13 protein-coding genes are annotated in these 14,118 nt (G+C 32.7%); 6 read left to right on the plus strand and 7 right to left on the minus strand.

Annotation, left to right across the window (positions count from 1 at the left end; genetic code table 11):
• Positions 1 to 7: 7 nt before the first annotated feature.
• The 4 genes from B4I81_RS06520 to B4I81_RS06535 form a co-directional block, all read right to left on the minus strand.
• Positions 8 to 1,012 (minus strand): vWA domain-containing protein, encoded by a 1,005-nt coding sequence (locus B4I81_RS06520; RefSeq protein ID WP_291108921.1) that lies wholly within the window; start codon positions 1,010 to 1,012, stop codon positions 8 to 10.
• On the minus strand, positions 1,012 to 2,628 hold the full coding sequence (locus tag B4I81_RS06525; RefSeq protein ID WP_291108923.1) for a hypothetical protein: 1,617 nt from the start codon (positions 2,626 to 2,628) through the stop codon (positions 1,012 to 1,014). The genes B4I81_RS06520 and B4I81_RS06525 overlap by 1 nt, the downstream gene beginning before the upstream one ends.
• Positions 2,629 to 2,633: 5 nt before the next feature.
• Complete coding sequence (locus B4I81_RS06530; RefSeq protein ID WP_291108925.1) at positions 2,634 to 3,500, minus strand: DUF58 domain-containing protein; 867 nt, start codon at positions 3,498 to 3,500, stop codon at positions 2,634 to 2,636.
• An 81-nt stretch (positions 3,501 to 3,581) separates the two neighbouring features.
• Positions 3,582 to 4,586, minus strand: a complete 1,005-nt coding sequence (locus B4I81_RS06535; protein ID WP_026725118.1) for an AAA family ATPase — start codon at positions 4,584 to 4,586, stop codon at positions 3,582 to 3,584.
• Between the two features lie 176 nt (positions 4,587 to 4,762).
• Here B4I81_RS06535 and B4I81_RS06540 point away from each other — a divergent pair, with 176 nt between their 5' ends.
• The 6 genes from B4I81_RS06540 (at position 4,763) to B4I81_RS06565 (ending at position 10,399) form a co-directional block, all read left to right on the plus strand.
• Complete coding sequence (locus B4I81_RS06540; protein WP_291108928.1) at positions 4,763 to 5,635, plus strand: aldo/keto reductase; 873 nt, start codon at positions 4,763 to 4,765, stop codon at positions 5,633 to 5,635.
• A gap of 49 nt (positions 5,636 to 5,684) precedes the next feature.
• Complete coding sequence (locus B4I81_RS06545) at positions 5,685 to 6,836, plus strand: ATP-binding protein (RefSeq protein ID WP_291108930.1); 1,152 nt, start codon at positions 5,685 to 5,687, stop codon at positions 6,834 to 6,836.
• A complete protein-coding gene (locus B4I81_RS06550) occupies positions 6,829 to 7,566 on the plus strand; it encodes a metallophosphoesterase family protein (protein ID WP_291108932.1) in 738 nt (245 codons plus the stop codon). Before B4I81_RS06545 ends, B4I81_RS06550 begins: the two co-directional genes overlap by 8 nt.
• 39 nt (positions 7,567 to 7,605) lie before the next feature.
• Entirely contained in the window at positions 7,606 to 8,103 is a 498-nt protein-coding gene (locus tag B4I81_RS06555) for a DUF6646 family protein (RefSeq protein WP_291108934.1), read from the plus strand.
• A 117-nt stretch (positions 8,104 to 8,220) separates the two neighbouring features.
• On the plus strand, positions 8,221 to 8,796 hold the full coding sequence (locus tag B4I81_RS06560) for a PhnA domain-containing protein (RefSeq protein WP_291108936.1): 576 nt from the start codon (positions 8,221 to 8,223) through the stop codon (positions 8,794 to 8,796).
• 349 nt (positions 8,797 to 9,145) lie between these two features.
• Positions 9,146 to 10,399 (plus strand): hypothetical protein, encoded by a 1,254-nt coding sequence (locus B4I81_RS06565; RefSeq protein WP_291108938.1) that lies wholly within the window; start codon positions 9,146 to 9,148, stop codon positions 10,397 to 10,399.
• Positions 10,400 to 10,553: 154 nt separating this feature from the next.
• On the opposite strand, the gene B4I81_RS06570 is transcribed toward B4I81_RS06565, so the two are convergent.
• The 3 genes from B4I81_RS06570 to B4I81_RS06580 form a co-directional block, all read right to left on the minus strand.
• On the minus strand, positions 10,554 to 12,104 hold the full coding sequence (locus tag B4I81_RS06570; protein ID WP_414655092.1) for an aldehyde dehydrogenase family protein: 1,551 nt from the start codon (positions 12,102 to 12,104) through the stop codon (positions 10,554 to 10,556).
• A gap of 149 nt (positions 12,105 to 12,253) precedes the next feature.
• Positions 12,254 to 12,790, minus strand: coding sequence for a 3-hydroxyanthranilate 3,4-dioxygenase (locus B4I81_RS06575; RefSeq protein ID WP_291108940.1), 537 nt, complete (start codon positions 12,788 to 12,790; stop codon positions 12,254 to 12,256).
• Between the two features lie 93 nt (positions 12,791 to 12,883).
• Complete coding sequence (locus B4I81_RS06580) at positions 12,884 to 14,002, minus strand: endonuclease/exonuclease/phosphatase family protein (protein WP_291108942.1); 1,119 nt, start codon at positions 14,000 to 14,002, stop codon at positions 12,884 to 12,886.
• Positions 14,003 to 14,118 lie beyond the last annotated feature (116 nt).

A 14,118-nucleotide genomic window follows, 5' to 3' on the forward strand; every position in this document is an offset into this window, starting at 1 on the left:
TTTCTTTCTAAACGATTCCTCTAAAAACTGAATTTCTCAATAACACCTCAACACCTAATAATACAAATGCAATCAACACGAAAGGTTTGTATTTCTCGTCGTAATTGTAGAATTTCTTCTCATCAATTTCGGTGGTTTCTAACTTATTAATTTCGTCGTAAATAGCTTGTAATTTTTTGTTTGATGTGGCTCTAAAATACTTTGCATCCGTAGCTTTCGCAATTTCTTTCATTAAGCTTTCATCTATTTCTACAGGCATTCTTTGAAATACCAATTTACCATTCGCATCTTTCGCTACTGGAAACATGGCTTGACCGTTTGTTCCAATTCCGATGGTATATACTTTAATGCCGTATTCTTTTGCGATTTCTGAAGCGGTTCTTGGATCGATGGTTCCAGAATTGTTCACACCATCTGTCAATAAAATGATGATTCTACTTTTTGCTTTGCTGTCTTTAATTCGGTTGATGGCAGTGGCTAAACCAACACCAATTCCAGTTCCATCGGCAATAATGGAATCATCATATTCAATAGTTTTTAACGATTGTAAAATAATCGTTTTATCAGAAGTTACAGGAGTTCTCGTATAGCTTTCACCTGCATAAACTACCAATCCGATTCTATCGTTAATTCTATCTTGAACAAATGTGGAAGCTACTTTTTTCAGTGCTTCTAAACGATTTGGTTTTAAATCATTGGCCAACATACTACTCGAAACGTCTATTGCCATTACAATATCGATTCCTTTTGTGGTTTTCGATTTTGAAGTTACGTCAACGCTTCTTGGTCTTGCTAATGCGATGATTATTGAACTTAATGCTAAAATTCGCAATACATATAAAAATGGTTTTGCTTTAGCCAAGAAAGTTCTGTTCTGCATGAAAGGTTCCAATGAACTCATTTTTACCGTTGCCGAAAGTTGGTTTCTTTTGTAAAACAACCAGCCTATTGCTATTGGTAAAACCAAAAACAACCATAAAAATTCCGGATTTAAAAAGGTTACTTTTCCCATTATTTCTTGGCTTTTCTTAGTTCGATTGAATTCTGAATTTTCTCTATAATTTGCTTCGCATGTTCGTCTTCTTCTTTGTAAATTAAGAAAAATTCTTGAGCACCTCCAGGCTGAGACAATACCATGATTTCGTATTCCATTTTCACATCTTCTTCTCTCACAGGGTCAAAAGCGGTAAATGTTCCGTAGGCTTTTTTACCCGAAAGTCCTTTTACATTTTCGAATTCGCCCGTTTTTACGATGATATTTTTAGCTCCAAACTTTTCTAATTCTTTCAAATCGGCTTCCAATGCTAAATCTAAATCTATCTTCGTGGTATCTTTGTAAGCGGTTGTAATTAAAACAATTGAGAAATCATCTGTAATATTTCCATACGCAAAACGACTGGTTGATTTTACGTTTTCTGGAAGGTTGTTTTGAATTTTCTCATCTATAGTTCGTTTTAAAACTTTTGGCGATGAAATAATGATAGCAGGTTCGCCATATTCCGAAGTAATCCATTCTTTTTCCAACAATTCTTTGGTAGAATAGCCAAAATAACTGTCTTTCACAAAATCAAATCCTACTGTGTAAGCAAAAATTACAACAGAAGCCACCAATAAAAAGGCTGAAATTCCGATAGAAATAACCAAACGTTTGAACTTTTGCTTTTGCATTTCTTTTTTACGCACTTCTTCAGCAAATAAAATTGCGGCTTGGTCTTCGGTTCTTGGTAAGGCTTTATCAATTACTAATAAGAATTTATCGATGATTTTTTTATCGGTTTCAATTTCAAATGGTAAAGGTTGTGATTTGGCAAATTTAACCAAATCGGAATTTTCTAAAACTTTTTTGAATTTTTCTAAATCTTCACGATTGACAAACATTTTTTTATCGGCAATCGCTTTTTTCAACGCTTCCATTAATTCACTCGAAGTACTTTCCATCGCTGGAATATGAATCGATTCTTCAATATATGTTCTGGTGATATCGGTCATTTCAGAATAGTATTCTTTCACATCACCGCGTTGCACCAATTGTTTTTTATCTAAGTTTTGAAGATACGCAATCGCTTTTTCAATTGGTGAAGCGAAAAATTCTTCTTCTTGTTTTTTGTCTTTTTGTAAACGTTTGATGATGAAGTATGATGCAAATCCAGAAGCCACAATCAACACCAATAAAATTAGGAGTTTCCACCATTCGCTCATTGGTTTTTCTTCGGTAGCGATGATGTCTTTGATATCATACATTTGTTGTTTGGTCGTATCGACTTTTACATCGTTTACCAAAATCGAAAGCGAATCAGTACGAAATTCCTTTTGATTGATTTTTACCAATAATTTCGGAATCACATAGCGTCCCGAATCAAATTGGGTTAACCCGTACTTTTTGATTAATTCGTATTGGTTGTCATTCTTTAAGGTATCAATTGGGTATGATTCTAATATTTCCAAAGCACCAAAAAACTTTCCATCTGGAAAAACGACTTTATCTTTTGCGTTTACTTTTGCTTTGATAGTTAAGTTGAATTGCGATCCAATTTTAATTTGGGTAGAATCAATAGAAGACGAGATTTGTTGGGCAAAACCCAAAAATCCGAATAATAAAGCAATATATAAGTAAAGTTTCTTTTTCATTTTTCTTAATTGCGCGCTTTAAAATAACCTAATAATTTGGTCACATAGCTTTCATCCACTCTCGAACTAATCGTTCCTGCTCCACATTTTGAAAAAATATCTTTGAAATAATTTACGTTTTCACGATAGTATTTTTCGTAATCCATTCGCACTTTTTTTGACGTAGTATCTACCAAAAGTGTTTCGCTTGTTTCGGCATCTAGCATATTTACCACACCAATATTTGGAATGCTTTCTTCGCGTTGGTCAAACACTCGAATACCGGTTACATCATGACGTTTTGAAGCGATTTTTAGCGTGTGTTCGTAATCTTTCACCATGAAATCGGAAATTAAAAACACGATGGCTTTCTTTTTCAAAACGCTCGATAAATATTTCAAAGCTTGCGATAAATCGGTTTTTTTGCTTTTTGATTCGAATTCGATTAACTCGCGAATGATTCGTAAAACGTGTGATTTTCCTTTTTTAGGCGGAATAAACAATTCGATTTGGTCCGAAAACAAAAGCAAACCAATTTTATCATTATTTTGAGTAGCCGAAAACGCTAATGTGGCCGCAATTTCGGTAATCATATCACGCTTTAACTGATTTTTTGTGCCAAAACTTTCAGAACCCGAAATATCTACCATCAACATCATGGTTAATTCGCGTTCTTCTTCAAATACTTTTACGAATGGTTCGTTGTAGCGTGCGGTTACATTCCAATCGATAGCTCTTACGTCGTCACCGTATTGGTATTGGCGCACTTCTGAAAAGGTCATCCCGCGTCCTTTAAACGAAGTGTGATATTCTCCCGAAAAGATGTGATCGCTCAATCTTCGGGTTTTGATTTCTATTTTTCGAACTTTCTTTAGAATTTCTTTGGTATCCATACTTTTAGTGATAAGTGATAAGTGATAAGTGATAAGTTTAAAAGCGGTTGCTAATTACTATTCACTTGTTACTAATCACTATTAAGGCACTTCAACTTCGTTAACAATTCTGCTGATGATGTCTTCTGTGGTTACATTTTCAGCTTCAGCTTCGTATGTGATTCCGATTCTGTGACGTAATACATCGTACACTACAGCACGAACGTCTTCTGGAATTACATAACCTCTACGTTTGATGAAAGCGTAACATTTAGCAGCTGTGGCTAAGTTGATACTTCCACGTGGCGAGGCTCCAAAACTGATTAATGGTTTTAGACTTTCTAATTTATATTTTTCTGGATAACGCGTTGCGAAAATTAAATCTAAGATGTATTTCTCGATTTTTTCATCCATGTATACTTCACGAACGGCTTCTTGCGCTCTTAAAATTTGCTCTAACGAAACCACTTGGTTTACTTTTTCAAAAGCACCTTTTAAATTTTGACGAATTACATGGCGCTCTTCCTCCATTTTTGGATAATCAATTACCACTTTTAACATGAAACGGTCAACTTGCGCTTCAGGTAATGGATAGGTTCCTTCTTGGTCAACCGGGTTTTGCGTTGCCATTACTAAGAACGGTTTGTCTAACTTAAACGTTTCGTCACCAATGGTAACTTGCTTTTCTTGCATGGCTTCTAACAAAGCAGATTGCACTTTTGCAGGCGCACGGTTAATCTCATCCGCTAATACGAAGTTGGCAAAAATTGGCCCTTTACGAATGGTAAAGTCGTTTTGTTTGATGTTATAAATCATGGTTCCTACCACATCGGCTGGCAATAAATCAGGTGTAAACTGAATACGACTAAACGAACCATGAACTGCTTGAGAAAGCGTATTAATGGCTAAGGTTTTTGCTAATCCAGGAACTCCTTCCAATAAAATATGTCCTTGACCCAACAAACCTATTAATAATCGCTCGACCATGTGTTTTTGACCTACGATTACCTTATTCATTTCCATTGTAAGTAAGTCTATAAAAGCACTTTCTCTTTCAATCTTTTCATTAATTGCCCTAATGTCTAAGGTTGATGTATTTTCTTCCATTTTATGATTGTATTTGGCGGTGTGAAATTAACAACATTTTTTAACAGTGCAAATTGAATTTTTTTTTGCTTTTAACTTGTTAACATTGCGTTAAAAGTGAATAAAAAAGAATGATTTTATGAGTGTTTTATGATTCTATTTTATAATTTTAAGAAAAAATTAAAAACACAACAACTATGTCTGTAGAATTATCACCTATTATTGCCGGAGTTATGAATTGGGGTGTTTGGGATAAAAACCTAAATACCAATGAATTTACTCACTTAATTAATTTATTCATAGAAAACGGAATCACTACTTTTGATCATGCCGATATTTATGGAGGTTATACCACTGAAGCTTCGTTTGGAAAAGCACTTACTGAAAGTAAAATAGATCGCAAAAAAATTCAATTAATTACTAAATGTGGAATTCAATATACTTCTGAAAACAGACCTAATAATTCGATAAAACATTACGAATACTCGAAAGATTATATTATTTGGTCAGCCGAAAATTCATTGAAAAATTTACAAACCGACTATTTAGATGTTTTTTTGCTTCACCGACCAAGTCCGTTAATGCAAGCGGACGAAATTGCCGAAGCCGTTTCGAAATTAAAAGCAGATGGAAAAATTCTATCTTTTGGAGTTTCTAATTTCACACCTTTTCAAACCGAATTATTACGTCAGAAAACCGAAATTTCTTTTAATCAGGTACAGTTTTCTGCAACACATTATGAAGCTATGTTAGACGGTAGTTTTGATTACATGCAAGTCCACAATATCAAACCTATGGCTTGGAATCCGTTAGGAACTGTTTTTAGAGAAAATACCGATCAAACCTTTAGATTGCGTCAACTTTTAGCTAAGTTAGTTGAGAAATATCACATAGGTTCTGATATTATTTTATTAGCTTGGATTATGCAACATCCTGCTGGAATTTCTCCCGTTGCCGGAACGGTTAATTCAGGAAGAATTCAACAATTAATGAAAGCAAAATCGTTAGTTTTAGATAAGCAAGATTGGTTTGCTATCTGGACAGAAAGCATGGGAAATAGAGTGCCTTAAAATAGTAATCAGTATTCGGTTAACAGTGTTCAGAATATTCAGGTAAAAAATGATCAACAAGCGGCTTCTTATCAAAAATCTTTTAGCTCATCATGATGAGAATAGTTTTTATGATAAGAAGCGGCAATTAAACCTGCATACTAAAGAAGGAAAAGCCAAGTTTTTAAAACACATTTGTGCGCTTTCCAATTCCAATCCGAGTAACAATTCTTATATTGTGGTGGGTGTGGAAGACGAAACCAATGAAATCGTTGGTAATGATTTTTTTGATGATAGCCGAATTCAGAATTTGGTAAATGCTTTTTTAGAAAATCCACCTAAAATTCAGTACGAAAATGTGCCTTTCCCAAACCTTCCAAAAGATAAAGTGGTAGGATTGGTTACCATTAAACCGAAATCTAAAAATTCATATTTCAAAAAAGGCATTCATACCATTGAAGCGAATACTTATTTCGTTAGAAAGGGAAGCAATACTTCACCTACGACTGAAAAAATTCCGTATTCGAAACAGAATGTGGAGACGGTTATTAGTATTGAAAACAGCTCTCGTAATAGCATTGAACATACCTTAGAAAGTGTTTTGGATTTTATCAACAATCGCCATAAGGACTTGCCTTCCAAATACAAAGTTTTCAAAGAATTATTTGTGGTTTGTTGGGCTGGAAATAAGAAAAAAGTTCGGGATAAAGAGTATTATTCTAGAGTGGATATTGAGTTGGTCAACGAACAGGTAAAACTGTTTTATTCGGCTTTAGACGAAGTAAGTATTACCTATGATGATAGCAGTTTTAGTATTACCGAATACATTTCTTTAGGATTAAATGATAAAACCAGCTACTATCCGTTTGAAAAAGTTACACTAAGTTTTTTTGATAATGGTTATTACAAAATGAATTCAGAAATGTTGTTTGAACCGCCTCAATACAACCGAAAAATGTTGCATCATATTTATAATTCTCATCTTGCTTTACTTTCTAAGCTTCAAAAGGGATTACTTTTGCAACCGTCAGAAAAAAGAGATATAGAAAACTTTCCTCAAATTATGATGGTTTGTTATTTAAACGGATTTGAGGATGCTAAACAAAAATTAATTGAAGCTAAACCCTATCTAAAATCATTTGAAAATCCGCTACTCTATGTCTCGTTTAAAGAAGCCATGCGAATTTTAAGAAAAATGAAATACAACAAGAAAAATGAATAGAAAATTAGTGATTGGAGATGTTCATGGAGGATTAAAAGCCCTACACCAAATTTTTGAAAGAGCTAAAATAACAAAAGAAGACACCCTAATTTTTTTAGGTGATTATGTTGACGGTTGGAGCGAATCTCCTGCCGTTTTAGATTTTTTAATAGAATTACAAAAAAAACAATCTTGTATTTTTATTCGTGGCAATCACGATGAACTTCTATTAGACTGGCTATTAAGCAATAACGAAAATATTGATGAAAAATTGTGGTTTCAACACGGTGGTGAAGCTACTGTAAAATCATATCAAAATATTGACGCTGAAACGAAAGAAAAACATATTCGTTTTTTACAATCGCTTCAAAATTACTATTTAGATACTGAAAACCGATTGTTTATTCATGCCGGATTTACTAATATGAAAGGAGTGGAACACGAATTTTTTAAACCTTTATTTTATTGGGATAGAACGCTTTGGGAAACTGCTTTAGCAATTGACAATCAACTTTCAAAAGATGCTATTAACTATCCACTGCGGTTAAAAATTTATAACGAAATTTTCATTGGACACACACCTGTTACTAAAATTGATGAAACAATCCCAGTAAATAAATCATGCGTTTGGAATGTGGACACTGGAGCTGCTTTCAAAGGAAAACTTACCATCATGGATGTTGATACCAAAGAATTCTGGCAAAGTGATGCTTTACCTGAGTTATATCCTAACGAAAACGGAAGAAATTAAAAAATTGTATCTTTGTATAATAATAAAAAATCGAAAGCTATGAAAAATATTCTGACAGTAATATGTTTGTTTGTTACAATTCAAATGGCAAATGCGCAAGTTTTTAAAGGTAAAGGAGATACAAAATTCCAAGTAGGTGCTAACATTCAGGAAAAAGGAACAGGTGTAATTGCTACTTATGATAGAGGAATCGGAACTAATATGTCGTTTGGTTTTACCTCTTTATATTTATTAGGAATTGAAGAAGTTGCAGGCGAAAAACCAAATTTTGACGACCGTTTTGATCTTAGAGCCCGTTTTAGTGCTAACATTGCCGATGTATTTGGTATTGAAAAACAAGTAGATATCTATCCTGGATTAAATATCGGAATTAAAAATTTTGGAGCACATTTAGGCGCTCGCTATTTTATTACCGATGGTTTCGGGTTGTATTCTGAAATCCAGTTTCCAATAGCACATTACGATAACAACCCTGTTGGATTTGAAAAATATAACAATCAGTTTAACTTGTCTATTGGCGCAAGTTTTAATTTGTAAACCATTATTCGAATTTATTTTAAAGTAACTCCTCAAAAAAGTTGCTTTTTTTTATGCTGTTTTGTTACAATTTATACCTTTGCTTCAAATTATTTATTTACGTAAAATCCATTCAAAATGAGTGTAATAGAAAAGAAACTGAAAGATCGCAGTGGTTCAGTTTGCGAAATTAGTGGTACCGAACACGATTTAGTTGTGTACACGTTGCCACCTCACACTGCGGAAAGCTTAGAACATTCGGTTTTGGTTGCAAAACATTTAAAAGACCAAATTGAAAACCCGGAAACCATGAATGAAAACGATTGGAGAGGATTATCAGAAAGTATGTGGAATGAGCATTTGCCAGTACAAATTTTATCTTGGCGCATGTTAGCGCGTTTGAAAAACAACGATTTGCTTGACATGATGTACTTAGATGAAGAAGCCTTAGAATGGGCAAAAGCAACAGGCGAAGACGCTGAAGAAGACGAAAACAAAATTGTACATAAAGACAGTAACGGCGTTATTTTACAAGATGGCGACTCGGTGGTGTTAATTAAAGATTTAGATGTAAAAGGTGCTACTTTTACAGCAAAACGTGGAGCTGCCGTGCACAACATTAAATTAGTTTGGGACGATGCTAACTTAATTGAAGGTAGAGTAGAAAACCAAAGTATTTATATTTTGACACAATACGTGAAGAAAACGAAGTAATCCTTTTTTCTTTTTTGTCAAGCTGAACTTGTTTCAGCTTCTCGTTTTTAGATTCAGAAACAAGTTCAGAATGACAGAATAACATAGAAAACCCTGCAAATTTGATTTGTGGGGTTTTTGGTTTTTGATAGCTTTCTGTTACCATTAATACAACTTAAGTTTTTTATGCTATATCAGTGTTATATCAGTGCTGTAACAGTGCTATATCTATAAAGAAAACACCAACTTGACTACTTAATTATAAAAGTTGACTTTACTTTTTATAGTTACAATTTGTTATCTTTGATTAAAATGAACCACGTGAAAGGTAGCCTTAAGATTTTAATTCAACAAATATTAAACTATTAAAATGAACTTAAAAGCAATTATTTATTTAATCTTTTTTTTTCAAAGCATAATATGCTTTGGACAATTTAAACATCCTGAACCAACAATAGTTAGACCTACCGTCATTCTTCCAGAAAATGATATAAATGATTATTCTAAATTATACAACAAGAAAATAAAGAAGAAAATTATCGGTAAAACAATTATTGAATTTGACATAAATGGTAACGTTATTTCAGAAATTAATTCCGATTCAAATTCAACTACAACTATTCTTTGTAGATATATAAATAATATTTTGGTTGAAAAAGAAAAGAGAACAACTATTGATACTAAAAATATAGAAAAGAGAGTTTTAGATAATTCAAATTATATTAAAGAAAACGAAAAAAAAGGTGAAAAAATAACTGTAGTTACTGATTATAACTATAATAACGAATTTGAATTCTATAAAGCAATATTAGACAAAAAAAAGAATCGCGTTACTTCATATTTGATCGAAAAGAAAGAAGGAGATACTAAAACTTCTTTAAAAAAATATAATATTTTTTATAATCAAGATAAATTAATTGAAATTAGTGAAGATAATGGGGAAAAAAAACAATATTTCTACAAAAATAATCTAATTGATAAAATAGAATATTTCGACAGCAATGACAAAAGAAAAACCAATTCCATAACTTATTTTATCTACGATTTAAATAGTAATTTAACAGTGATAAAAGGTATTAGAAAAACAATTTACAATGACAAAATATCTGAGAATAAATTCATAAAAGATTCTGCAGTTTATGATAATAAAAATAACATTGTCTGGGCATATAATGTCAATGACTATCTAGCGGCCAATCAAAATCAAAAAAATCATTATATAACTTATAAATATAATGATAACAACAAAATTATTGAATCAACTAAGTTTGAAAATGGAATAGAAATGATAAAATCATCGTATTCCTATGAAAATAATTTATTAAAGGAAATAAAGCAAATTCATAAAGGTGATTATATTCTAACAAAAAATTATAAATATATTGACGGAAAATTAGTTGAATTTACAGAATTAGATCCTTTTTTAAATCTTGAAAAACGATGTGTTTATGATTATGATGAGTCTACAAATTTAAAATCGATTACAGAATTTAGAAAATACACAGACAGAAAATCTGGAAAAATTACTGATGTTAAAACATCTACCTTTTTTTCGTTTGATAATAATACACTCACGATTAAAAATCAAAATGGAATCATTGAAAAATATGAATTTTTTGATTAAAATTTTATCCGCGACGGTGCTACTCTTTTTTACTCGTGGTTTAAATTAAAATAAACAAAATTACAAACAAAAAACCCTGCAAAATTAAATTTTACAGGGTTTTTCTATATCCAAAAAGTAACTAATCACTAATTACTTTTCACTAATCACTTATTTAAAAATCAAACTTAATACCTTGTGCTAATGGTAATGCTGTTCCGTAGTTAATCGTGTTGGTTTGTCTTCTCATGTACGCTTTCCATGCGTCAGAGCCTGATTCACGGCCACCGCCTGTTTCTTTTTCACCACCAAAAGCACCACCAATTTCAGCACCCGAAGTTCCAATGTTTACGTTAGCAATACCACAATCAGAACCTGCAGCAGAAAGGAATAATTCCATTTCTCTCATGTTGTTGGTAAAGATAGAAGAAGATAATCCTTGAGGAACTGCATTTTGCATTTCGATAGCTTCTTCAATTGTGCTGTATTTCATTACATATAAAACGGGAGCAAATGTTTCGTGTTGCACGATTTCGAACTCGTTTTTCGCTTCGATAATACATGGTTTTACATAACAACCGCTTTCGTATCCTTTTCCTTCTAAAACGCCGCCTTCAACGATAACTCTTCCGCCTTCTGCTTTTGCTTTTTCGATAGCGTTTAAGTAATCTTGAACTGCACCTTTATCGATAAGTGGTCCCACGTGATTGTTAGCATCTAATGGATTTCCAATTTTTAACTGCGCATACGCTTTTGTTAAAACGTCTAATGTTTTATCATAAACACTTTCGTGAACAATTAATCTACGTGTTGAAGTACAACGTTGACCTGCTGTTCCTACCGCTCCAAAAACCGCTCCTACCAATACCATTGATAAATCCGCTTCTTTAGAAACGATGATGGCGTTGTTTCCTCCTAATTCTAAGATAGTGTTCCCAAAACGCTCAGCAACCGTTTTTGATACGTGACGACCAATTCTTGTAGAACCTGTAAACGATACTAATGGAATACGTTTGTCGTTATTGATTAAATCACCCGATTCGTTACCCACTACTAAACAGCTGATTCCTTCTGGTAAATTGTTTCTTTCTAATACCGTTTGAATGATGTTTTGACACGCTACACCACATAAAGGCGTTTTTGAACTTGGTTTCCAAATACAAACATCACCACAAATCCATGCTAACATTGTGTTCCAAGACCAAACTGCCACTGGGAAGTTGAAAGCCGAAATGATTCCAACAATTCCAAACGGATGCCATTGCTCATACATTCTGTGCATTGGACGTTCTGAGTGCATTGTTAATCCGTGTAATTGACGAGACAAACCTACTGCGAAATCACAGATGTCAATCATTTCCTGAACTTCTCCAAGACCTTCTTGATACGATTTACCCATTTCAAAAGACACTAATTTTCCTAATGCTTCTTTATGCTTACGCAATTCTTCTCCCATTTGACGCACAATTTCTCCTCTTTTTGGAGCTGGAACCAAACGCCATGTTTTGAAAGCTTCTTCTGCAGCACTCATAGCTGTTTCGTAATCTTCTTTTGTTGAAGATTTTACTTTTCCAATCAAATCTCCTGTTGCTGGTGAGTATGATTCGATGATTTTTCCGTTAGAAAACCACTTGGTTCCAGTAGAAGTTCCTTCGTTAATTTCTTTAATGCCTAATTGTTGCAAAGCTTCTTGCATACCAAATTGAATTGCTGCTTCAGATATCATTTTATAACTTTTTATTCGGTTTTTGTTAAATTTTTTTCAAAGATAGAAAATATATTTTTAAACACAAGAGTTCAATCTTGGTGTTATATTTTGCCACTGATTTCAAGGATTTTCACAGATTTTTTTGCGAAACTTTGTGAGAATTTGTGTTACTTTCTTGTAAACTTAGGATTGGTTTCCATTACAGTACCACATTTTTTACACGTTCTTTTTTCTTCCGAATTGTAGAACGTACTGAAATGTGGTAAAAAGTCTTTTTCAATATCGTGTAATTCGAAATAGACTTCATGTAATTTATGATTGCAATTGTCGCAAAACCAAAGCAAACCATCATTAAATCCTTTCCCAGCACGCTTTCTCTCGATTACTAAACCTACAGAACCTTCAGTTCTAGCTGGAGAATGCGGTACTTTAGCAGGATGCAAATACATATCGCCTGGACCTAATTTCATGGCTTTCTTTTCTCCATCTTCCTGAATAAAAACGGTAATTTCACCTTCTAATTGGTAAAATAACTCTTCCGTTTCGTTGTAGTGATAGTCTTTTCGTGCATTGGGTCCACCCACAATCATTACTATATAATCTTCCGATTCTACATATAAATTCTTATTACTAACCGGTGGTTTTAATAACGTTTTATTGTCTTCAATCCACTTTTGTAAATTAAACGGTTTTCCTATTGCCATCTTTTTTGCATTTAAAATGTAAAGTTACTAAAAAGAAAAAAGGTTAGCCGCATTTTATTGCCAACTAACCTTATTAAATTATAAAGACTGAAATTACTTCACTTCTTTCACTAAATAAATATAAACTGGGAAGTGATCTGAAAATCCTGGAGTTCCGTTTTGATTACGTAGTGGATATCCTTTCCATTGACCGGTCTTTTGGATTAAGAAAGGTTTATTATAAATTCCGGCTTTCCAATATTTGAAGGTACTATAATCATTATTGTCTGCTGGAATTAGTTGTTGACTCACCATGATTTGGTCAAAAATATCCCCTGAATCTCTATAAAACAATGTAGCGTGACCATCCTTAGCCATTTGCTCAAAAGGATTATAAACATCTCTTGGTTCTTTTAATTCCGATTTTTTCAGTTTTGCACCAATACCTTCTTTTACACTTTTATTATAAGTTCCATCATTTAAGTCACCCATGGTAATAAATTTAGCTTTTGGATTAATTTTGATAATAGAATCCATAATTTTTCTATTTAATCTTCCGGCTGCTTCTCTATAAGGGCTACTTCTTTTTTCTCCACCCGAACGAGATGGCCAGTGATTTACAATAATATTAATTTCTTCACCATCTAACAAACCAGTTACCAAAAGTTGATCCCTTGTGTAAATTCTTTTTGTTTTTTTATCATAATTTACATTTTCCTCAACTTCTTTTTCTTCCTCTTTTGATTTTTTCTTATCAGAAGTAGTTTCTGTTTCATAAACATACAAAGGCACATTTATGTAACTTGTTGGCTGAAAATACTTTTCTTGATATAAAAACCCAACATCAATTCCACGTTTATCTGGAGAATCAAAATGCACAACTTTGTATCCTTTATTGATTAATGTGGGATGTTTTACTAAATCTTCTAATACTCTTCTGTTTTCAATTTCACAAGCTCCAATAATTACTGGTGAGTTTTTTTGACTTTCGCTTGTCCCCAATTCAATTAGAACACGACTTAAGTTATCTAATTTTTTATTATAATTTTTTTTAGTCCAGCCATTAACGGGAGTATATTCCTCGTCATATGTATCAGGATCGTTAATTGTATCGAATAAATTTTCAAAATTGTAAAAAGCAACGGTATGTACTTTAAATTTTTTATCCTGAGAAAAGCCTTTGATAGCTGAAAAAACAACTGCTAAAACCAAGAAAAAGTGTTTAATTTTCATAAAATGAATGTTATATTAATATCAAGTTTAACACAAAATAGGTGCCAAAGGTAAATAATATTATTAAAAGTTATACATTTGTAGGCTGTTAAGTTTGTAACTACTTAACATTAAAT

This window comes from Flavobacterium sp. UBA6195, assembly GCF_002422095.1.
Classification (GTDB): Bacteria; Bacteroidota; Bacteroidia; order Flavobacteriales; family Flavobacteriaceae; genus Flavobacterium.

Excerpts from the sequence above, each read along its gene's own strand:
- B4I81_RS06550 (WP_291108932.1), top strand. The coding sequence starts at position 6,829 with ATGAATAGAAAATTAGTGATTGGAGATGTTCATGGAGGATTAAAAGCC.
- B4I81_RS06575 (WP_291108940.1), bottom strand. The coding sequence starts at position 12,790 with ATGGCAATAGGAAAACCGTTTAATTTACAAAAGTGGATTGAAGACAAT.
- B4I81_RS06525 (WP_291108923.1), bottom strand. The coding sequence starts at position 2,628 with ATGAAAAAGAAACTTTACTTATATATTGCTTTATTATTCGGATTTTTG.
- B4I81_RS06535 (WP_026725118.1), bottom strand. The coding sequence starts at position 4,586 with ATGGAAGAAAATACATCAACCTTAGACATTAGGGCAATTAATGAAAAG.
- B4I81_RS06580 (WP_291108942.1), bottom strand. The coding sequence starts at position 14,002 with ATGAAAATTAAACACTTTTTCTTGGTTTTAGCAGTTGTTTTTTCAGCT.
- B4I81_RS06555 (WP_291108934.1), top strand. The coding sequence starts at position 7,606 with ATGAAAAATATTCTGACAGTAATATGTTTGTTTGTTACAATTCAAATG.
- B4I81_RS06570 (WP_414655092.1), bottom strand. The coding sequence starts at position 12,104 with ATGATATCTGAAGCAGCAATTCAATTTGGTATGCAAGAAGCTTTGCAA.
- B4I81_RS06560 (WP_291108936.1), top strand. The coding sequence starts at position 8,221 with ATGAGTGTAATAGAAAAGAAACTGAAAGATCGCAGTGGTTCAGTTTGC.
- B4I81_RS06540 (WP_291108928.1), top strand. The coding sequence starts at position 4,763 with ATGTCTGTAGAATTATCACCTATTATTGCCGGAGTTATGAATTGGGGT.
- B4I81_RS06520 (WP_291108921.1), bottom strand. The coding sequence starts at position 1,012 with ATGGGAAAAGTAACCTTTTTAAATCCGGAATTTTTATGGTTGTTTTTG.
- B4I81_RS06565 (WP_291108938.1), top strand. The coding sequence starts at position 9,146 with ATGAACTTAAAAGCAATTATTTATTTAATCTTTTTTTTTCAAAGCATA.
- B4I81_RS06530 (WP_291108925.1), bottom strand. The coding sequence starts at position 3,500 with ATGGATACCAAAGAAATTCTAAAGAAAGTTCGAAAAATAGAAATCAAA.
- B4I81_RS06545 (WP_291108930.1), top strand. The coding sequence starts at position 5,685 with ATGATCAACAAGCGGCTTCTTATCAAAAATCTTTTAGCTCATCATGAT.